The sequence below is a fragment of the Bifidobacterium santillanense genome (assembly GCF_018555385.1).
GTDB lineage: Bacteria > Actinomycetota > Actinomycetes > Actinomycetales > Bifidobacteriaceae > Bifidobacterium > Bifidobacterium santillanense.
Window position 1 is genome coordinate 1 of sequence record NZ_JAFEJS010000018.1, and the last position, 21,984, is coordinate 21,984.

At 64.7% G+C, this 21,984-nt stretch carries 12 protein-coding genes and 1 pseudogene; 5 read left to right on the forward strand and 8 right to left on the reverse strand.

Going from position 1 to position 21,984, the window contains the following annotated elements; translation table 11 throughout:
* On the reverse strand, positions 1 to 1,863 hold a 1,863-nt coding region (locus JS528_RS11055; RefSeq protein ID WP_214359093.1), incomplete at its 3' end, for an InlB B-repeat-containing protein.
* A gap of 168 nt (positions 1,864 to 2,031) precedes the next feature.
* Between JS528_RS11055 and JS528_RS11060 the strand changes: the two genes are divergently transcribed.
* A complete protein-coding gene (locus JS528_RS11060) occupies positions 2,032 to 3,645 on the forward strand; it encodes an SIR2 family protein (protein ID WP_214359094.1) in 1,614 nt (537 codons plus the stop codon).
* A 1,066-nt stretch (positions 3,646 to 4,711) separates the two neighbouring features.
* On the opposite strand, the gene JS528_RS11065 is transcribed toward JS528_RS11060, so the two are convergent.
* The gene (locus JS528_RS11065; RefSeq protein WP_214359095.1) at positions 4,712 to 4,924 is read right to left on the reverse strand and encodes a hypothetical protein; all 213 of its coding nucleotides are present in this window, start codon (positions 4,922 to 4,924) and stop codon (positions 4,712 to 4,714) included.
* Between the two features lie 169 nt (positions 4,925 to 5,093).
* Here JS528_RS11065 and JS528_RS11070 point away from each other — a divergent pair, with 169 nt between their 5' ends.
* Entirely contained in the window at positions 5,094 to 7,583 is a 2,490-nt protein-coding gene (locus JS528_RS11070) for an InlB B-repeat-containing protein (RefSeq protein ID WP_214359096.1), read from the forward strand.
* A 289-nt stretch (positions 7,584 to 7,872) separates the two neighbouring features.
* Here JS528_RS11070 and JS528_RS11075 read toward each other — a convergent pair whose 3' ends face one another.
* From JS528_RS11075 to JS528_RS11095, 5 genes are all read right to left on the reverse strand, one after another.
* Entirely contained in the window at positions 7,873 to 10,251 is a 2,379-nt protein-coding gene (locus JS528_RS11075) for an InlB B-repeat-containing protein (RefSeq protein WP_214359097.1), read from the reverse strand.
* A gap of 706 nt (positions 10,252 to 10,957) precedes the next feature.
* Entirely contained in the window at positions 10,958 to 11,767 is an 810-nt protein-coding gene (locus JS528_RS11080; protein WP_214359098.1) for an HNH endonuclease family protein, read from the reverse strand.
* A complete protein-coding gene (locus tag JS528_RS11085) occupies positions 11,767 to 13,140 on the reverse strand; it encodes an AAA family ATPase (RefSeq protein ID WP_214359099.1) in 1,374 nt (457 codons plus the stop codon). The genes JS528_RS11080 and JS528_RS11085 overlap by 1 nt, the downstream gene beginning before the upstream one ends.
* A 139-nt stretch (positions 13,141 to 13,279) precedes the next feature.
* The gene (locus JS528_RS11090; RefSeq protein WP_214359100.1) at positions 13,280 to 13,507 is read right to left on the reverse strand and encodes a hypothetical protein; all 228 of its coding nucleotides are present in this window, start codon (positions 13,505 to 13,507) and stop codon (positions 13,280 to 13,282) included.
* Positions 13,508 to 13,585: 78 nt separating this feature from the next.
* Positions 13,586 to 14,899: an ATP-binding protein gene (locus tag JS528_RS11095; protein WP_214359101.1), complete on the reverse strand. Its 1,314-nt coding sequence runs from the start codon at positions 14,897 to 14,899 to the stop codon at positions 13,586 to 13,588.
* A 253-nt stretch (positions 14,900 to 15,152) separates the two neighbouring features.
* Here JS528_RS11095 and JS528_RS11100 point away from each other — a divergent pair, with 253 nt between their 5' ends.
* A complete protein-coding gene (locus JS528_RS11100; protein WP_214359102.1) occupies positions 15,153 to 17,510 on the forward strand; it encodes an InlB B-repeat-containing protein in 2,358 nt (785 codons plus the stop codon).
* Positions 17,511 to 17,761: 251 nt separating this feature from the next.
* On the opposite strand, the gene JS528_RS11105 is transcribed toward JS528_RS11100, so the two are convergent.
* Entirely contained in the window at positions 17,762 to 20,215 is a 2,454-nt protein-coding gene (locus tag JS528_RS11105; protein WP_214359103.1) for an InlB B-repeat-containing protein, read from the reverse strand.
* A gap of 191 nt (positions 20,216 to 20,406) precedes the next feature.
* On the opposite strand from JS528_RS11105, the gene JS528_RS11110 reads away from it, so the two are divergent.
* On the forward strand, positions 20,407 to 21,345 hold the full coding sequence (locus JS528_RS11110; RefSeq protein ID WP_240541472.1) for a L,D-transpeptidase family protein: 939 nt from the start codon (positions 20,407 to 20,409) through the stop codon (positions 21,343 to 21,345).
* A gap of 124 nt (positions 21,346 to 21,469) precedes the next feature.
* Positions 21,470 to 21,984, forward strand: a pseudogene (locus JS528_RS11115) (hypothetical protein); the annotation flags it as partial.

Below are 21,984 nucleotides of genomic sequence, written 5' to 3' on the forward strand. Positions count from 1 at the left end.
GTTCTGCAGGTTGTACCAGGCGTCCACGTAGGCCTTGGCGGAGGCGTCGGTGTAGCCGGCGTCGGCGACGGTCTGGACGTCGGCGGTCTTGTGGACGCCGGTCAGGCCGAAGCGGTTGTGCAGAGAGACGGCGTCCTCGACGGAGGCCGGAGCCCACTGGGCGACCAGTTCCTCGCCGTCGGCGATCTCGGCGCCCTGCTTGCCGGTGTAGCTGTACCAGTGGACGTCGTAGAGGTTGGCGTACTTGCTGGAGTCGACCGCGCTGGCCCAGAACAGGAAGTTGTAGCCGGAGCGGGTCGGGGTCTCGACGACGTCCTGGAGGGTCTTGCCGTCGGCGACGGTCGCGTAGGCGTAGTTGGTGCCGTTCTTGAAGGAACCACCGTTGCCGTTGAGCTTGACCGCGAAGGAGGAGGACCACTTCGCGTAGACCTCGATGCCGGTGGCGCCGGCCGGGACGGTGGTGATCGGCGCGTCGTCGTTCACGGCGTACCAACCGGTCACGGACTGGCTGGTCCAGGTACCGTGGGCCTTATCGGCAGCGGTCTGGAAGTACTGCTCGAGGTTGGCCGGGGCGGTCAGAGCGGTGCCGGCGACCACGTAGTCAATGGCCTTGCCGGTCTTGGACAGGACCTTGTTGTTGGCCTCGGCGGACGTGGTCGGGTAGGAGTAGTTGTTCCACGGGGCCGGGGAGGTGCGGTTGTAGCCGTAGTAGAACACGACCGGAACCACGTTCTTGGTGGCCCAGCCGGCCTTCACCTTCACGGTGCGGGTGGAAGCGTCGGCGCCCGGCAGGCTCTCGACGTTCTTGGAGAAGTCGACCTTGGTGGTGCCCACGAACCAGCCGGTGAACTGGGCGCCCTTCTTGGCCGGGTCGGACGGCTGCTCGGCGGCGGTGCCCTCGGCGAAGTACTTCTCGCTCGTGGTGGCGGAGGTACGGCCGGAGTCGTTGGTGGCGTTGGCGCCGTCGAAGTCGTACTCGACGGTCCAGTCCTTGTTGGACGCGCCCTTGACGCCGTAGATCGTCAGGTCAGGCTTGCCGAAGGTCTGGTTGGAGTTGGCGACCGGAGCGGTGAAGTCGTACTTCGTGCCGAGCGGGGCCTGCCACTGGTCCTGCTGGTAGGAGTAGTAGGCGCGGAACTCCGGGAACGCCTTGTTGGCCAGCGTGTACAGGGTCTTCGTGTACTCGGTCTCGGCGCCGTTCTGGTGGAAGTTCACCACGGACACGTTCTGCTGGTCCTCCTTGGAGGAGTAACGCTCGTAGACCGGGTACAGGGTGATGTCGGAGTTGATGGCCTGGTTCGTGTACAGGTCGTCAACGTCGGCGGCGGTGGACAGCTTCCAGCCGGCGAACACGTCGCCGGACGGCTTCGCGGTCTCGGCGGCGGCTTCGGCGCCGGAGGTCCAGTAGGCCTTCGCGTCGGTCAGCGCGGCGCCGGCCTGGACCTCGACCTGCTTGTCGGAGGAATCGGCCTTGCCGTTGGCGTTGGTGTCGAACGTGACCGTGTAGGCCTTCGCGTACTGGGCGTACACCTTGGTGTCGCCCTTGACCGCGAACGCGTCCTTGACGACGTTCTTGCCGGCCAGATCGTAGGAGTAGCCGGTCAGGATCTTGCCGTCGGTCGCGGAGCTGTACGGGTTCGGCAGAGCGTTGAGCTCGAACGTCTGGCCGTACTTGTAGTCGTCGTAGTACTTGGACGCCTCGTACGGACGATCCGCCGGGAAGACGGCGACCTTGAAACCATCGCCCTCGTTGACCGTCGGATAAGCATTGGCGGTGCTGGCGGCGACGCCCATGGTCGCGAGCATCGCGATCGAGGCCAGGCCGGCGAGCGGCGCGCGCCACTTGCTAGTATTTCCTGTCATCTTCAGGAACCTTTCTTTTAGGGACACGGGACGGCATCCCCGCGTTACTCGGAGCCGTAAGACGGACTGGGAGTGGCACGACGTGGTCTTGGTATCGCAAGACCTGGGTTGGTGGTTGGCCGGTATCATATCTGTGTTGAGTCGTTGCGACGTTGGGGGTGTATTGTGATGGATTCGGCCGCTTTCGGACGGGAGGTGTTCGACAGGGTTTCCGGATTGCTGAGCGGGATTAATCGTTCGCCGTTCCTGTTCGTGGGTTCCGGTCTTTCGCGCAGGTATATGGGGTCCGAGGACTGGGCAGGCCTGCTGGAGTGGGTGTGCGACAGCGTCGGCGCACCGATGAAGCCCCTGTACGTGTATCGTTCTCAGGCCGTGAACGAGCTGGGCGGGGCCGAGACACCGTATCCGCTGATGGCGAGGTTGATGGCGGCAGACTTCCTAGACGCTCTGGGATCGCCGCATATGGCAGGATGGGCCAGCTCTCACCGCGAGGAGTTCGAGCGGGAGGGGAGATCCCCATTCAAGGTCTATCTTTGCGAGCATCTTCGCACGTTCACGCCCCGTCTGATGACGGACGAGCTGGACGTGCTCCGTGGCGCTGCTAACCATGTGGCCGGCGTGATCACCACTAATTACGACGGGCTCGTCGATTCGCTGTTCCCGGGGTATCAGCGGTTCGTCAGGCAGGACGAGCTCCTGTTCACCCCGGTCACCGGCGTGGGCGAGATTTTCAAGATCCACGGGTCGATGGACGATCCCGATTCCTTAGTGATTACAGACAGGGACTACGAACACTTCGAGAATCGGAAGACGTATCTGACGGCCAAGATCATGACCATCTTCGGCGAGTTCCCGATTATATTTCTGGGGTACTCGCTCAGCGATCCGAACGTTCTGGGCATAATCTCGGCCATCGCCGAGTGCGCGGGTCGGGAAAGAGCCCGTGAGCTGGCGTCCCGTTTCGTGTTCGTGGAGTTCTCCCCGGACCCCACCGGCTTCCGCATCGATCCCCGTCACGGGGTGATGGTGTCCAACGGGTCGCAGGTCGAGATGACCTGCATCCGCACGAACGACTTCACACCCATTTACCGCGCCATCGCATCCACGCGGCAGCTCTACACTCCCAGATTCCTCAACCAACTCAGCAGGCAGGTCTACTCGATTGTCTACTCGGGACATGCCTCCGAGACTGTCCTGTCGAGGGATCTGGAGCAGTTGGGGCAGTATCCGCAGGACGCCAAGATCGTAATCGGCGTCGGCCCGGAGCGATACGGGAGGCCGGTGGACGGAGACGATCTTTACCGGGACGTGCTGTTCCATGATCAGGGACTGGACGCGAATCTCGTCGTGGGAACCTATCTGGACCGTATGCTGCGCAGTCGCGAGGTGCCCATGTTCCATTACCTGGCACAGTACGACGGTCCACTTGGCCCCCGCATCCGACAGGAGGTCGCGGAGAAACGCGACCTGGATTCCTACCTGAGCAAGACCGAGCGGGACAGGCGCGACAGGCTTCGCGGGAAACTGCGCAGCAAGGACATCCCCGGGCTCGTCCACCTGTTCCGCGGCGACGCGTACAAACACGTGACGCTCCTCGAACAGAGTGAGTTGGATGCCGGGCAGTTGGAGGAGCTGCTCAAACCAGTCGCCCGCGACATGCTCGAGCGTACGGGCAAACTGGATTCGCCCATCCGCAAGGACATCCGCATCCTCGACTTCCTGCGGGATGGGGTCTCCTACAGGGAACGCCGCACACGTCCGTCCGAACATTGCCGATGTTGAGCGGCCCCCTCTGGGACGAGAAATGAAGAAGGCCCCCGCAGTCACTCCCATCAGCCCCTCCTCGATAGGAGACACCCGAGAGATCAGCGAAGGCCGTTACAAAGTCTTGGCCCGATACCGGTTACGAGCCATCTTCATGATATACGCGCCGCGGTACACGGCGCTGCGAATACGCGAGCCGCACAATGCTCGGCACGTCGGATGCCGGAAGCCGACCTATATCCAGAGATCCCGTCCGATGGATGGTTGGAAGCGGTCGAGGCGAGCCGCGGGGAGTACCGGATGACGCGGCTGCGGGCGTCTGTGCGCGAGTTCCCGGACGTCGCGTTCGACGAATTGCGGAATGCCGGCTATGTGGGAGGGAGAACCGCCGGAACGCCCCGTGCGCAGGAGTCGGGTCAGCGGACTCAGGAGATACTGAACCCGGCCGGAGTCCGGCCATGCGAGTAGCGAGACCTCGCAGAGTCTGCGGACTCCCGTTGACCTATGTGTTTGGGCCCTTACTGCCTTTCTGCCATAATGCTACCAGTAATGGCAGAAAGGCAGTAAGGGCCCAAACACCGTCCGAATCGGGACGGCGGACGGCAGAACGACATGGCACCGCGCCGCATCGCCTGACCCCCCCCCGGGACGCGCCATCGCCCTCGCGCAAGCCGCGATTCCGACTCATCGGGGAGTCATTCCGCCCCTCTCCGGCCGGCCGCGTCCGATGGGAGGACATGCGTTACGGTCGCTGCGTGTTTGTGTTCAATTGGTTGTTGAAGTTGCGAGGCATCATTTTCCGCACGCAACGTGATGTTCGATTCCTCAACCTGCAGTTCGGCGAACGGATTCTCACACGTGCAACGGAACTTGTACGACGATCGCAGCAACGGCCTACCGTCCACGGTCAGGGCGGCGCCTGCCGCATCACGCTGGCGGATGAGGAACATGTCCGAACCGCGTTACGCGAAACCCGTCGGCGTTGACGTATAGGGGCCATCGACCGGATCGCCCAATACCGCGGTCATCAGATTCTCGAGACGTTGAGCGAATGATTTCGCTTGTCCGGCAAGATGAGCTTCGCTCACTTGCCCTCAAGAAAATCAAGATCGTCGAGACGTTCCAAGGCAAGACGCTGTTGCAGGGTCAGACCGATGAAGTCTCTCGTGGAGCGGAGCTCATCAGCGGTACCGTATTCCGTCTCGATTTCGTGACGTTCGCGATCGATGTCCTCCTGAGTGAGCATGATCGGCTCGCCGATGCGATGCGCCTTTGCAGTCGGCAAAACAGCAGACATGATACGCCTCCTCGAACAGAGTGCTCTTGGCTAAATTCTAGCCACGCGGAGAAAGAGCGGGACGCCAAACGCCTCCGTTGGATTCATCTTCGCCACGACTTCCCGTTCGCGCGCCTCGAGACTCACGAATCTGCGTCATCCCGTGTCCCTAAAAGAAAGGTTCCTGAAGATGACAGGAAATACTAGCAAGTGGCGCGCGCCGCTCGCCGGCCTGGCCTCGATCGCGATGCTCGCGACCATGGGCGTCGCCGCCAGCACCGCCAACGCGGCCTCGTCGGTCGACGAGTCCGGCAACTTCACTGTCGGCGTGTACACGACCGACGCCCCGTACCAGTTCGCGACCGCCGCCAACGGCGCCGTCGACAAGTTCAGCGGCTACTCCTACGGCAAGGTCTTCGACAAGCTCGCCGACGTGGCCAACCCGTACACTTCCAAGACGGATGGCAAGGTCCTGACCGGCTACTCCTACGACAAGGACGGCAAGAAGACCGTCGGCGACGCCATCGCCGTCAAGGGCGACACCAAGCTGTACGCCCAGTACGCCAAGGCCTACACCGTCACGTTCAAGGGCACCAGCATCACCAACGTCGGCACCAACGGCTCCGCGGGCACGACCGCCGCCGACCAGGTGATCGAGGTCGCCGAGGGCCAGCCCGTGTCCGTCGCGGACTACGAGGGCGACAGCTACGGCTCCCAGTGGATCTCCGGCGCATACGCCGGCGTCAAGGAGCCGACCGCTCCGTACGGCAAGGTGTTCGTCGGCTGGTCCACCAGCAACAACAAGGACAACGTGAAGCTGTACACGAACGGCGCCATCAACGCTGACACCGTGCTGTACCCGGTGTTCGCGAACCTCAACGAGGACGTGGCCCGCGTGAAGCTCACTGACGCCCAGACCGGTGACAGCAACGACAAGGACAACAAGCCGCTGTACACGTTCGCCGATCAGGCGTTCCCGGAGTTCCGCGCCGACACGAAGTACAAGAACGCCGAGTGGCAGTCCGGCAAGACCGAGCCGTCCGGCACCGCCTACGACTTCAACCAGACCGTCGAGAACGCGATTCGCTACGCCGGCACCGAGGACCTCAAGCTGTGGGGCGTCGAGGGCGCGACCAACAAGGCCTGGACCGTGTACTACCACTTCGGCAAGGCCGATCCGACCGTGACTAAGAATGACGGCTACGACTCCACCAACGGTGTCGTCAAGGTGTACACCTCCGCTGACGGCAAGGTCGCCCAGCCTTCCGACCCGGCCTACGCCGGCCAGCAGTTCACCGGCTGGTTCGAGAAGGACGCCGACACCGCGTTCGACTTCTCCAAGACCGTCGAGTCCCAGGCCGACGCCAAGAACGGCAGCCGCACCCTGCACCTGTACTCCGGTTGGGACACCGAGAACATCGTTCCGGTCGCCTTCTACTACAACTACAACAACGCCGAGTGGAACAACCCGTCCGGCGTCGTCACGGACGCCGACGGCAACGTCGTCGCCAAGGCCAAGACCGGCAAGGCCCTCGACTACGTGACCTCCGGCACCGCGATCCAGCAGCCGGCCGGCCTCGAGGACTACTTCCAGACCGCGGCCGACAAGGACCACGGCACCTACACCTCCCGCACGGTGACCTCCTGGAAGAACGTGCTCTCCGGCGCCCCGATCACGAAGGTGACCGCCGCGGTCTCCGTGTACGCGAACTGGGCCGGCGCGAAGGCCGTCCTGCTTGACGCCAACGGCGGCAAGTGGTCCGACACCGGCGCGGACAAGACCCGCTACGTGACCAAGGCCGACGGCCAGACCTGGCAGGACGTCGTCCCGACCCCGACCCGCTCCGGCTACAACTTCGTCGGCTGGACCAACACCCAGAAGACCCTGTACGCCAACCTGTACGACGGCTACTTCTACACGTTCGCCAACAAGAAGACCAAGTACGCCGTCGAGGACGGCGCCGAGCTGACCGCCCAGTGGGCCGCCGCCTCCACCCAGAGCGCGACCTCTCTGCACAACCGCTTCGGCCTGACCGGCGTCCACAAGACCGCCGACGTCCAGACCGTCGCCGACGCCGGCTACACCGACGCCTCCGCCAAGGCCTACGTGGACGCCTGGTACAACCTGCAGAACGAGTACTACGCTGCCGCCGCCCTCAAGGATCAGGCCCAGGTCGACGCCTACAACAAGCTGGTTCCGAAGTACCAGGCCGCCGAGCAGCTCCTCGTGAAGTCCAACTCCGCTGAGGTTCCGGCTGGTAAGGTCGCGGTCTACCGTGCGTTCAACCCGAACGAGACGCGCGGCGGCTCCCACCTGTACACCACCAGCGAGGCGGAGTACAACGCGGTCGTGCGCGCCGGCTGGAAGGGCGAGGGCGTGCAGTTCCAGACCACTTCCAGCAAGAAGGCCGAGCCGGTGTACCGTCTGTACAACCCGAACGACGGCTCGCACTTCTACACCCTGAGCGAGGTGGAGTACAAGCACACCGTGAAGGCGGGCTGGAAGTACGAGGGCATCGGCTGGTACGTGGCCAAGGACGCGTCCGAGAGCGTGCTGCGCATCTACAACCCGAACTCGGGCGAGCACGTGTTCACCCTGAGCAAGGCCGAGGTGAACCACGCGGTCAAGGCCGGCTGGAACGACGAGGGCGTGGCCTTCAAGGCCTACGCCGCCAAGTGAGCCCCACGAGCCTGATCCCGGCGGCCTGACGGCCGACGGGACCGGGCCCCCGGCCCACCGTTCCGACCCTAACGGTCCATTAACGCGAGGAGGGTGTCCCGCAGGATTCTGTTCCTGCGGGACACCCTCCCCTTTTGTTTTCCGCGCGCATGCTCTCATTCGCGCGTATACGACGGAGGAGGTCTCCTCCCGGTATTCCCGGGAGGAGACCTCCTCATGTCATCTCAGGCGCGGGATACGGGTTCCGCGGGGAACCCCGATCCCTCGTCCGGGGTCATCGGCGAGTGGCTCACTTGATGACGTTCCAGGCGATGCCCTCGTCGTTCCAGCCGGCCTTGACCGCGGCCTTCGCCTCGTTCGCGGCGACGGTGTACGCGTGCTCGCCCGAGTTCGGGTTGTAGATGCGGTACAGCGGCGTCTTGGAATCGTCGGACACGCGGAACGCGACGCCCTCGTCCTTCCAGCCGGCCTTCACCGCGTGGTCCAGCTCGACCTTGGACAGCGTGTAGAAGTGGCCGCCGTCGTTCGGGTTGTACGCGCGGTACACCGGCTTGCCGTCGGACGTGGTCACGAAGCTCACGCCCTCGGCGCGCCAGCCCTTACGCACCAGGCTGTTGTACTCCACCACGGACGCGGTGTAGTGGTGCGAGCCCGCGTCACGCGCGTTCGGGTTGAACAGACGGTACACGGTCGTGGTGCCGGCCGGAGCCTTATCATCGATAAGCTTCGCCTGAGCAGCCTCGAGCTTGGAGGCGAGGGCCTTGGAGGCGTCGACGAGCTTCTGGCCGGACAGGCCGTGGAGCGCGTTGTACTCGTCCTTCAGGGAGTAGACGGTGTCGACGTAGGTCTTCCAGGAGGCCTCGGTCTTCGCGTACTTCTCGGCCAGCTTGTAGTCAGCGGACTTGTTGGAGAACAGCGGGGTGTTGTAGATGTCGCCGGCGTTGACCAGCGGGAAGGCGGTGAACGCGGCGTTGTAGTCGTCGACGCCGCCGATGGCCCACTGGGCGTACAGCTGCACGCCGGCGGTGATCTCGGCGCCCTTGACGCCGGAGGCGTACCAGTGGCCGTCGTAGAGGTTGGCGACCTTGCCGGTGCCGTCGGCCTTCTCGTTCCAGCCGACGAAGTGGTAGTTGGCGCGGGTCGGCTCGACGACCACGTCCTGCCACTTCTGGGAGTCGGTCTTGGTGACCCACTGGTTGGTGACGGAGCCGGAGAAGTTGCCGCCGTTCGCGTTCAGGTTCAGCGACTCGGCGCCGGACCACACGGCCGTGTAGGAGCGCACGGTGCCGGCGTTCGGGGCGGTGGCCTCGGTGACGACGACGTTCTTGTCGTTGCCCTCGTACCAGCCGGTCAGGGTCTTGGCGGTGTACTCGCCCTTGGTGTTGTCGGCCTGGGCGTCGGTCTGGAAGTACTCCTCCAGGCCGGCCGGCAGGGTCACGCCCTTGCCTGCGTACACGTACTGGACCTGCTGGGCCTTGCTCCAGTCGGCGTAGCCGAGGTTGAAGACCAGCTCGGAGGCGTGGGTGGTGTCCCAGCCGGCGTACAGGGTGATGTTGCCCTTGGCGTCGTTGAAGTTGTCCTTGACGGACTTGGAGAAGTCGAACGGGTTGCTCTGGCCGTCGGCGGTGCGCTGCAGGTACCAGCCGGTGAACACGGCGCCGGCCTTGACCGGGGCGGTCGGCTCGGCGATCGACTGGTCAGAGGTGGTCACGACCGTGTCGGGCGTGTAGGCGGCGCCCTGGGAGTTGAACTTGACGGTCACGTTGGACAGCGTGTTGCTCTTGGAGGCAACGATGGTCAGATCGTCAGCGCCGGGGTCCTCGTTGGAGTTCTCAACGGCCTTGGTGAAGTCGTACTTCGTCTTGCCGTCGGACTCGGACCACTGGGTGAACGCGCCGTTGGTCAGCGTGCTCTTGGCCCAGCCGGTCGGGGCGCGGAACTCCGGGAACGCGGTGCCGCCGAGCGTGAAGCGCGTGATCTTGTTGCCCACGCTGCCCTGCTCGTGGAAGTTGACCTGGGCGAGGTTCTGGCCCTGATCGAAGCGGGCGTACAGAATCGTGTCCGCGTCGATGGACTGGTTCGTGTACAGGTCGTTGCCGGTGCCCGAGAGGGTCGGGGTCAGGGTCCAGCCCGCGAACTTCACGGTGGAGGTGTCGGCCGGCTCGACGGCGTCGCCGTAGGAGTTCGCGCCGAGGGCCTCGGCGTACTCGGCGGCCGTCAGGGACGTGCCCTTGGCGATCTTGATGGTCTTGCGGTCAGTGTCGGTCGCGGCCTTGCCGTCCTTGTCGAACGTGACCGTGACGCTGTCCTTGAAGTGGGCGTACAGCTTGACGTCGCCGGTCACCACGTACGGGGTGGCGACCTTGTTCGCGCCCGCCTTGTCGAAGGACAGATAATCCAGAACCTTGTTGGAAGAGGCGATGGCGTCGATGTCGGACGCAGTGATCGCCTCGCCGTAGTTCTTGCCGAGGTTGTCGATAACCTTGTACGGAGCGGAGGCATCGTACACGCGGATCGTGGCGCGAGAAACGGAGGTCGCGTACGTCGTCTCGGACTGACGCGACGCGAGCGCGTTGGCGGTGCTGGCGGCGACGCCCATGGTCGCGAGCATCGCGACGGAGGCCAGGCCGGCGAGCGGCGCGCGCCACTTGCTAGTATTTCCTGTCATCTTCAGGAACCTTTCTTTTAGGGACACCGGGATGGAGATGACATAGGATAAGGGCACAAAGCTCTATGGGGAACACGGAGAAAAAGGAAGATGGGCATAGTTTCGACCATATTTAACGGATTTTCATGGGGCGATTTCATCGCCGTTCTGGCCCTGTTTGTCTCTATCACCGCAGCAATAGGCAGGTGGTGGTCACGGCCGAGCGTGCTCTGGCATGCAGTCAGGCCTTTCACTCCGACGCTGCTGCATGCGGAATGGGAGGAACGCAAACGGAATGCTCCGGAGGACGTCTGGTATTCATTCGGATTACAGAACGTTGGAGACTGCAAGGCCGCCGAGGTGAAGTTCTGGGTCACCGGCATGCACGGCATCTACGCGAAGCCCACAAAGACTGGTGATGTCTGGCATCTAGTCGAGGCCCCCGTCTTCCCGTCCGTTGATGTGGACGAGACCGTCTACATTGGCATGCACGGGGACAAGGACAACCTGATAAGTCGCGACCCCATGCTGCGGAATGTGGGAGACAAGAGGATTCTGCGTGTGTATTGGCTGGACTCCCCTCTGCGTCATCCCAGACGACGTAGGCAGGATTTCGAGCTTGGGGACGGTTCCGACGGAATTAAAGCCGTCGGGCGGATACGTCGTGTGTCCAAGCGGGAGTTCCTTGATGGGCAACGAGGCAGTTCAGATTGGGTAGGTGACGTTCCTACGCGGGGTACGCGTCGCCGAACCTGCCGCGTATGCCGGGACGCTTCGAGAGTACGTAGAGCTTGGCCTCGAGGAACGGCTCCCTCGGGTCCTTCTCGGCGAGGAGGTCGCGGATCTCGCGTTCGCATGCCCGGTCGATCGTCCTGCGGTCGCCGGATGCCATGAGCCGTGCCATCAGCTGGCGCAATGCGGCCCTGCGCGCGTTGCGCAGATGCGCCGCGTTGAGGTTGAGCAGGCCGGGTCGCGCGTCGTCTCTTCCGATGTCGTTCCATACCGCCGCGTCGTCCGGGTCCTTGGCCTCGACCCTGCCGTTGGTCCGGTAGACCAGTCGTCTGAGCGAGCGGCGGCTGCGCGGGTCGAGGGACATGCGGCGCGAGCCGCGCAGCTTGTCGCAGGTCAGCGGCGTCGCGTCGTTCACGGTCTCGTTGGTGCAGGCCGCGAACAGGTTCGCGTAGTCCACGGATTCGGCGTCGGCCTGCGGCGAGCGGGGCGCAGGACCGTCGTTCTTCCACTCCAGTTCGGGGTATTCCGCGCGCGACGGATGACGGGGTACGTAGTGCTCGACATGCGCGCCGAGCCTGCCTCCGGGCAGCCCGATCGGACGCTCGCAGTACACGCACAGGTGCCCCTGCTCCCGCAGGAGCCGGTCGAGCACGGCCTGTCGTGCGGCGCCGTCGAGACGGTCCCACAGGGTCTGCGGGTCCGTTCCCGCGTCCATGCCCTGCAGGGAGCGGGTGCGCCGCTGCTCGTCGACGGCGCGGACGAACGCCTCGGGAGCGTGGGAGGCGTGCTTGTCGACGAACAGCATCAGTCGTCCTCCCCGCCGCCGGCGCCGCGCATGAAGTCGTACGCGGTTCTGGCGGACACGTACTCGGAGTTGGTCTCGCCGACCATGCCGTGCAGCCGGTCCAGCTCGCGCTTCGCCCCCGCGTAGTCGCCGTCGTCCAGCGCGGTCTCGAACGCGTCCAACGCGCCTCGCACCGGCTCGGGCAGATCGTGCGCGCCCTGCACGCTGGTCAGCGTGTCCGACGCGGGCTGGCCGTAGGTCTCGAAGCTCGGCTCCGCCGCGCGCGCGACTCCGTTCGACGGGTCGTACGACAGCATCCTGACCTGTCTGCCGGGCACCGAGGCGATCACCAGCGGCGCGTGCGTGGTGAGGACGAACTGCACCGCGGGGAACAACGCGGTCAGCATGGAGACGACGTGCTCCTGCCACAGCGGGTGCAGGTGCAGGTCCACCTCGTCGATCAGCACCACGCCGGGCGTGCGCCTGACCGCGTCGCCGCCCATGACCGGGTTCAGCGTCGCCATGCGCCGCGCGATGTCGGCGACCATGCCGATCGTGGCCCGGTAGCCGTCGCTCAGCGTCTCGAACGGCTCGTCCTCGCACACCGTCCCGTCCGGCGCCGTGTACGTGACCAGCATCCCGCCGTCCGCGTAGTCGATGCGCGCGTCCGCGTGCCCGGTCAGCCGTTCCAGACACGCGGACACCGCCGTGCGGACGGCCTGGAACGAGGGGATGACGGTCTTCCGCCGCTCCTGCTCCGCGGTCATCTTCCTGAACCACGTGGCCATCTGCTTGTAGCTCACGGACGAGCCCAGACAGCCGTCGTACCCGCCGAAGCGGTTGCCGGCCTGCAGGTACGCATCGGAATGCGTCCTCCACTGCCTGCGGTCCCTCGGCCACAGCCGGTCCGTGCCGTAGTACGCCACCAGCGGCAGCACGACCGACGGATCGGCCATGACCGCCCCGCGGTACTCGTCGGACACCGCGATCATCGGCTGCGCGTCCGCGACCGTCATCTTCCCCTCGGGCCCCCGCAGCGCGCGACCCCATTCCAGACGGCCGCCCAACGTCTCCTGCCCCTGGCGGTACCGGTCCCAGACCACGGGCATCGGCGCCTCACCCTCGGCCGCGAGGGACACGGGGAACTGCTGCTGGGTGTCGTACACCCCGCCGACCTCGTACCTGACGCGGCGCGCGTCCGAACGCTGGATCGACGGTCCGGACACGTCCGGGAACTTGGCCAGGAACGCGCCCAGCATGACCGCCGCCGCGTCCAGGACGGCCGTCTTGCCCATTCCGTTGCCGCCCACCAGCACCGTCACGTCAGGCTCGAACCCGACCGACAGCTCCGCGAACCTGCGGTAGTTGCGCATCTCCAACCGGTCCAGCCGCATCGCACCCTCCAAACCCCGTCGCGGACAGCATCGCCATCAATCCTAACGACAGCACCCCCAAGGGCGCGATATCGCGTCGAGGTCCTGCAGGCCTGCGCATACCTCGGAGGAGCCGTGCATGGCGTGTTGCGCCCGGAAATCAGCTCTCACCGCGCGCGGGACGCATACCGCGACGCATGATCAAGTTACTGATTGAGATACCAAGGCCGCCGTGTTCCTCGGCGCTGCCATCGTGCACGCCCAGCATGGAGACCCCTCCTACCTGCCAGAGGCCGTGGATAGCCTGCTCCACGCCCTCCGGAACCTTTTCGCCGCGCTCAGGGAAGAATTCGACTCCCGCTCCGTCGAACGACAGCAGCCGCGTCATGCAAGAAACATGCGCACGGGGCGCTATCCAGCACGACCGCGCAAACGAGGGAAGCACGCCGACCGTACGTCCGTGCCGTTATCGCAGGTTCTCGGCCAGTGTCCTGGCCGCGTACAGGGGGACGCTGCGCATGTCGCCCTCGACGCCGAAGTTCCGGGCGCTGATCCTCACGGCGTAGCGCGGACGGTACTTCGCCCGGTAGGCCGTGAGGCTGCGGGCGGTCACGTTGGATCCGGACTTGACCTCGACGGGGATGACGTCGCCCTGCCCGTCCCGCACGACGAACTCGACCTCGCCCCTGTTCAGGGTACCCCAGTAGTGGGGGGCGAGCCCGACGGCGGTGAGCTGCTGCAGCACGTAGTTCTCGGCCAGCGCGCCGCGGAACGCGGACGCCTTGTCGTCCGCGGGGGCGAGGTCCGCGGGCATCGCGTCGTAGGCGCAGGACAGCAGGCCGGTGTCGGCCATGTAGATCTTGAACGCCGAGGGGTCCTCGAACGCCCGCAGGGGGGCGACGGGCTCCGAGACCTGCGTCAGGCGGGTGATGATGCCGGCCGAGACCAGCCACGACAGGGCGCCCTGGTACATGTTGGACCTGCCCCCGGAACGGACGGCCTTGTACTGGAACTTGTGGTTCTCCTTGGCGAGCTGCCTGGGGACGCTGTTCCACGCCTCGAGGATGCGCTGCGTCTCGCGCGGGGAGGCGTATTTGGCCATGTCGGCCGTGTACGCGGTGACGATGTCGCGCTGGACCTCGCGCGGCGCGTCCAGCCGGCGCCCCGATCCCCCGTACGCGTCGACGGCCTCCGGCATGCCGCCGACGAGCATGTACTCGCGCACGAGGTCCATCGCCGCGTCATGGAGCGGGAACGGCCTGTCGGGCGTGGAGCACGCCTGCCTGATGTCGTCCGCGAGGCGTTCCTCGCCCCGGGCCCACAGGTACTCCTCGAAGTCCATGGGGTGCAGCGTGAGCATGTCCACCTTGCCCACGGGGAACGAGTACCGGCTGCGGTTCACCTTGACGCCCAGCAGGCTGCCGGCCGCGATCACGTGGTACTGCGGCGCGTCGTCGCAGAAGTACTTCAGGCCGGTCAGGGCCCGCTCGCACAGCTGGACCTCGTCCAGCACGATCAGCGTCCTGCCCGGGTCGATGCGCATGCGCAGCAGGCTCTCCAGGGAGTGGACGATGTCCGCGGGGGCGATGGAATCGCCGAACGCGAGGGACGCCCGCCCGTCGCGCGAGAAGTCCACATAGGCCATGGAGTCGAAGGACCGTTCGGCGAAATGCGTGATGGCGTACGTCTTGCCCACCTGACGGGCCCCGAACAGGACGAGCGGCTTGCGCCGCGCCGAACGCCTCCACTCCTCCAGCAGTTCGTCTATCTTCCGTCGCATAGGCCATCCCCCGTCCCATCAATTGTCAATAGTGTGCCAATTGTACACTTTCAACATGTCAAAAGTGTAAGAAAAACACATTTTTGACGATGGGGATGACTGGACCCGGATGGACGCGACGCCCCGGATCCGCGCAATGACGCGCGGCCCGCTCGGGTTCCCACGATTCGGCGCGGTCCGGGGAGGACGCGTGCGTCATCCCGGACAGGCCGGGGCCGCCGTCCCGGTGTCCCTAAAAGAAAGGTTCCTGAAGATGACAGGAAATACTAGCAAGTGGCGCGCGCCGCTCGCCGGCCTGGCCTCGATCGCGATGCTCGCGACCATGGGCGTCGCCGCCAGCACCGCCAACGCGGCCACCACCGGAACGTCCGGTGACACCACGACGAACTACAAGGTGAACATCTACGATCCGGATCAGCCGTGGAAGCCGACTAGCGTGTCCACCACCGCGAAGTGGGGCCAGGTGCTGACCCCGCTGACCGCCGACCCGTACGCGGCCGCCGGTGACGGCAAGGTCTTCGACTACTTCTCCTACGACAAGGCCGGCAACGAGAAGATCGGCGACGTGCTGGTCGTCAAGGGCGCCACCAAGGTGTTCGCCCAGTACAAGCAGGCCGTGAAGGTCAGCTTCGACTTCAACGGCGACAAGACCGTCGACGCTGCCGTGGACGTCGCCAAGGGCACTGCCCTGACCGCTTCCGAGTACCAGTCCGCACTGTCCGCCGCGAGCGTCGCGAAGGACGGCACCACCGGCGAGCCCGCCGGCACCGGCTCCCTGAGCGGCAAGACGTTCGCCGGTCTGACGTACACGTACACCGAGAAGAACTCGGCTGATGACCTGTACACGAACCAGATCTTCAACGCCGACACCACCCTGTACGGCCGTTTCGACACGAACCAGAACCTGTCCACGGTCGCCTTCCGCAACGCCGGCAAGTCCAGCCCGTTCGCCACGAACTACACGCTGGCCGATCATGCGTTCCCGGAGTTCCGCGCCCCGAAGACCGCGAACTGGAAGGTCGACGGAGCTCTCGAGGGGGCCGACTACGACTTCACCCAGTCTGTCAAGAACAAGAACCAGGACGCCCCCACCGCTGCTGACCTGACTCTTGTCGCTCCGGATACCACCTCCCTCCAGAACGTGACGGTGACGTATCACTTCACCAACGGTCCTGCATCCAACTCGACGCTGTCCGACGGCACCAACGTCGTCAAGACGACCGCCGATCAGAAGCTGACCAAGCCGGTCGACCCGGTCGCGTTCGGCGCGGTGTTCACCGGCTGGTACACCAACCCCGCCGCCGACGGCACGAGCCAGGCGGTCAAGTGGGACGAGCCCATCAGCAAGCAGAACGGCTACAAGGCCAACGGCACCCTCGACCTGTGGGCTGGCTGGGATACCGCTCACGCCGCCGAGCTGGTCTACAACCTCGGCTACAACGCTGACTTCGATGCCGCCACGGGTGGTAAGCAGTTCGAGTTCGTCTATGCGGGCACCAAGAAGGACCTTCCGGCCGGCCTCGAGGAGTACTACCAGACCGAGGCCCAGAAGGACGCCGCCAAGGGCGAGTACACCACCCGCAAGCTCACTGGCTGGTACCTTGGTAACAATTCCAACGACGTGGTGACTTCCGCCACCGCTCCGGCTGCCGGCTCCTACGAGACCTTCACCGCCAAGTGGGATGCCTCCTACTCCGTGCGTCTGAACGGTAACGGCGGCAAGTTCGACGGCCAGACCTACAAGTGGGTCACCGCCGCCAAGGGCGCCAAGCTCGCCGACATCCTCGTCGAGCCGGTCCGCGACGGCTACACCCTCGCCTACTGGGTCGTCGGCGACAGCACCTCCACCACCAAGGTCGACACCTCCAAGACCGTCGACTATTACGACGGTGCGACCCTGACTGCGAAGTGGACCGCCTCCAGCAAGCTGGACGTCAACGCCCTGCGCAACCAGTTCAAGCTGGCCTACAACAACCAGTCCGCCGACGCGCTGACGGTCGCCGCGTACGGCTACACGGACGCCTCCGCCAAGGCCTACATCAAGGCCGTGTACGCCCTCGAGGACCAGTACAAGGCCTACCAGTCCATGGCCGAAAGCCAGGCCAAGGTTGACGCCGCCTCCGCTCTGCTGCCGAAGTACCAGGCCGCCGAGCAGCTGCTGGTGAAGTCGAACGGTGCGGATGTGCCGGACGGTAAGGTCGCGGTCTACCGTGCGTTCAACCCGAACGAGACCCGTGGCGGCTCCCACCTGTACACCACGAGCTTCGCGGAGTACTCCAGCGTGGTGCGCGCCGGCTGGAAGGCCGAGGGCGTGCAGTTCCAGACCACTTCCAGCAAGAAGGCCGAGCCGGTGTACCGCGCGTACAACCCGAACGACGGCTCGCACTTCTACACGCTGTCCCAGGTCGAGTTCAACCACGTGATCAAGGCCGGCTGGAAGGACGAGGGCGTGGCCTGGTACGTGGCCAAGGACGCGTCCGAGAGCGTGCTGCGCATCTACAACCCGAACTCGGGCGAGCACGTGTTCACCCTGAGCAAGGCCGAGGTGAACAACGCGGTCAAGGCCGGTTGGAACGACGAGGGCGTGGCCTTCAAGGCCTACGCCAAGTGAGTACCCGCCGTCTAGGCTTCTAGACACGGGATTCACCGTCCGACCGTAACGGTCCGAACACAAGAGGGAGGCTCCCCTCCGGAACATCGCTTCCGGAGGGGAGCCCCCCTCATGTGTTTTCCTGCGTATACGACGAGGAGGGTCTCCTCCCGGGATTGATTCCCGGGAGGAGACCCTCCTTCGGCATGTCAGGCGTGGATTCCGCTCATAGGGAGCGGATTCCGTGCCGGAAGGTCATCCCTGAGCGTGGCTCACTTGATGACGTTCCAGGCGATGCCCTCGTCGTTCCAGCCGGCCTTGACCGCGGCCTTCGCCTCGTTCGCGGCGACGGTGTACGCGTGCTCGCCCGAGTTCGGGTTGTAGATGCGGTACAGCGGCGTCTTGGAATCGTCGGACACGCGGAACGCGACGCCCTCGTCCTTCCAGCCGGCCTTCACCGCGTGGTCCAGCTCCACCTTGGACAGCGTGTAGAAGTGGCCGCCGTCGTTCGGGTTGTACGCGCGGTACACCGGCTTGCCGTCGGACGTGGTCACGAAGCTCACGCCCTCGGCGCGCCAGCCCTTACGCACCAGGCTGTTGTACTCCACCACGGACGCGGTGTAGTGGTGCGAGCCCGCGTCACGCGCGTTCGGGTTGAACAGACGGTACACGGTCGTGGTGCCGGCCGGAGCCTTATCATCAACCAACTTCGCCTGAGCAGCCGCAAGCTTCGCAGCCAGCTTGTTACCAGCATCGATCTGGTCCTGGCCGGACAGGTTCTGGTAGGCCTGGAACTCGTCCTGCAGGTCGTAGACGGTGTCGGTGTAGGTCTTCCAGGAGGCCTCGGTCTTCGCGTACTTCTCGGCCAGCTTGTAGTCAGCGGACTTGTTCGCGAAGGACGGGGTCCAGGAGTTCCACTCGGCGGCGCCGTTGAGCGGGAACGCGCTCAGCGCGGCGGCGTTCTCGAGCTTTTCGCTCGGAATCCACCAGGCGAGCAGCTCGGCGCCCTCGACGACCTTCTGGGAGGTCTGCTCGCCGGTGTTGCTGTCGTAGAAGAAGCCGTCGACCAGGTTGGCCTTCTTGGAGCCGTCGGTGGTGTACCAGCCGGCGAAGGTGAAGCCGTCGCGGGTCGGGGTCGAGATGACGTCCTTCCAGGTCTGGCCGTCGGTCTTGGTGGCGTACGCGCGGTTGGAGCCGTTGGCGAACACGCCGCCGTTCGCGTTCAGCAGCAGGGACTCGGCGCCGGTCCACTGAGCGTAGACGGAGGTGCTGGCCTTCACGGTGCTGATCGGGGCGCCGTCGAGGATGGAGATCCACTGCTTGACGGTACGGGAGGTGTAGTCGCCGTGATCGGTGTTCGCGGAGGTCTTGTAGTAGTCCTCGACACCGGTCGGGGCGTTGATCTTGCTGCCCTTCGTCACGAAGTCAACAGCCTGGCCGGAGCCCTTCTGGACGTTGCCGAACGTGGCAGACGGGTTGTTCCAAGTGTGGGCCACCGGGTCGGCGTAGCCGGCGTTGGAGTTGGCGACGTGGTAGTTGTAGTAGTATTTGACCTGGGCGATGTTCTTGACGTCCCAGCCGGCGTGCACGGTCACGGTGCGCTTGGAGGCGTTCTTGCCCGGGATGTTCTGGACCGGGGTGTTGAAGTCGACCTTGTCGCCGTTCGCGTCGTACCAGCCGGTGAATTCGGCGTCCCAGGCGGCCGGCTCGTTCGGCTCGACGATCTTGGAGCCCTCGGCGAAGTTCACCTCGTTGCTGGCCAGAGTGCTCTTGGCAGCCTTGACCGCAACGGTGTCGGCGTCGTTGAACACGTACTTGACGGTCCAGTTGGCGTCGCCGAAGCCGCTGAAGCCGAACAGGGTCAGGTCGGCGTCATCCCCGACCTTGATGTTCGGGACGTTCGCGGTGAACTTGTACTCGGAGGAGTTGTCCTTGTCGGCGCTCCACTGCTCGACGCCGGTGAACTTGGACGGCACGCGGTACGCCGGGAACGGGGTGCCCGCGACGGTGTACAGCGGCACGTCGTTCGTGGCGGCGTCGGTGTCGCTCTCGTGGAACACGACCTTGGACACGTTCTCCTGCTGACCCGGGTTGGCGGAGACGACCTCGAACACCGGATACAGGTCAAGGTTGGAGTTCACGGCCTGATCGGTGTACAGGTCGGACGGCTTGTAGTCCTTGGAGGTCGTCGTCTTCCAACCAGCGAACACGTTGTTGCCGGAAGCGGAATCGTCGCCGGCGTACTTGGCGTAGTCGGCCGCGGTCAGCGCGGAGCCGGTCTTCACGTCCACCTTCTTGGTGGTGTTGTTGCTGTAGTGGAAGGTAATCGTCTTGGCCTCGGCGTACTGGGCGTACACCTTGGTGTCGCCCTTGACCGCGAGCTTGCCGTCGGCGACCTTGTTCTTGCCCGCCAGATCGTAGGAGAAGCCGGTGAACACCTTGCCGTCGCTCGTGCTGTAGAACGGATCGTTCTTCGAGTTCACGTCGATGGTCTCGCCGTAGGTCTTGTCGCTGCCCAGAACCTTGTTGGCATCGCCAGCCGGGGCGTACGCCGGGTAGGCGACGACCGTGAACTTCGTGCTGGTGGTCGCGCGATACGGGTCCGTGGTGGGCTCGCCCGTGGTCGCGGCGTTGGCGGTGCTGGCGGCGACGCCCATGGTCGCGAGCATCGCGACGGAGGCCAGGCCGGCGAGCGGCGCGCGCCACTTGCTAGTATTTCCTGTCATCTTCAGGAACCTTTCTTTTAGGGACACCGGGACAGGAAAGCTGCGGCCACGCTGTATTGGTCATGCACCGTTCCGTGGTAATCGGTGCAACCATGTGGAATCGGTCATCTCGTGGATCGTTCCTATACTGGAAATGGGCGTGAAAATGCGCATTGGAGGCATTCATGGGTGTTACGAGAAGCTTTGCGAAGATGTGGGCTATCGCCGTCGCCGTCGTCATGGCGATTGCGGTCGCGCTTCCGGCCCCAAGCGCCTCCGCCGCGGACTCGAGCGAATCGGTCGACATGTACCGCCTGTACAACCTGAACAGCGGCGAGCATTTCTACACCGCGAACAAGACCGAACGCGACGGGCTGGAATCCGCTGGCTGGATCTACGAGGGAATCGGGTGGAAGGCACCCGTGCGGTCGAGCACGCCGGTCTACCGCCTGTACAACCCGCAGTCCGGAGACCATCACTACACGGTCAACGCCAACGAACGAGACATGCTCGTCGCGGCCGGATGGCGATATGAGGGAATCGGCTGGTATTCCTCCGACACGAATCGCGACTACCCGTTGTACCGTCAATACAATCCGAACGCGGTCGCGGGATCGCATAACTACACGTTGAACAACAACGAAGCGCGCAGTCTGGTGAACGCGGGATGGCACGACGAGGGCATCGCATGGTACGGCGTGGGCGGCGGAACCAGCGTGCCGCTACCGCAGTTCATGCGCCCTTCGGGAGGGGCATATCCGAATTTGGCGACCGTCCCCAACCTGAGCATCGAGGTGTCCATCGCCGCGCAGCGCGTGTATGTGAGGAGCGGTATGAACACGATCTACACGATGATCGCCTCCACCGGCATGAACAACAGCACCCCGCGAGGCACGTTCCGGGTCCAGAACCGCGGCGGCAGCTTCTACAATGCCCGGGAAGGTATGGGCGCGAACTACTGGGTCTCCTGGAAGGATTGGGGCGTCTACCTGTTCCACTCGGTTCCCACCGACGTGCAGGGCCATTACATCGTTTCGGAAGGTCGCAAGCTGGGCCGTCCGGCCTCACATGGCTGCGTGCGACTGAGCATTCCCGATGCGAAATGGCTGTATGATCAGCTGCCGGCCAACACCCCCGTGACGGTGCACTGACTCGCCTTCGCTGTTGATTGGCTGGGCCTGAGGCCGAGCGTATGCTTGATAGTGCCGTAATGGTGCGGGTATGAGAGAGAAAGGAACAGCCATGTCCGTACGTTCCGCATACGCAAACGAAACCATGAGCGACACCATGCGCAGGATGACCGTCACGCTGATCGCGCTGGCGACCGCATTCGCGATGATGTTCGCGTTGACACCGGCATCGGTGGCCGACGACACCGGCGGCTCGGTCGACATGTACCGCATGTACAACCCGAACTCGGGCGAGCACTTCTACACCGGCAACGGCGTGGAGCGCGACCAGCTGCGCGGCGTCGGATGGAAGTACGAGGGCGTGGGCTGGGTCGCGCCCGCCCATTCGAACACGCCGGTCTACCGCCTGTACAATCCGAACGCCTCCGACCATCACTACACCACGTCGGCCGGCGAACGCGACAGCCTGGTGCGCAGCGGCTGGCGCGACGAGGGCATCGGCTGGTATTCGTCGGATACGAACCGCAGCTTCATCGTGTACCACGAGAGCGACACCGACGCCGCCACGAACGACGTGCCGCTGTACACCGTCGCGGGCACCCCGTTCCCGGCGTACCGCGTGCCGTCCAAGTTCACCGGCGTCGAGCAGTGGAGCGCCGA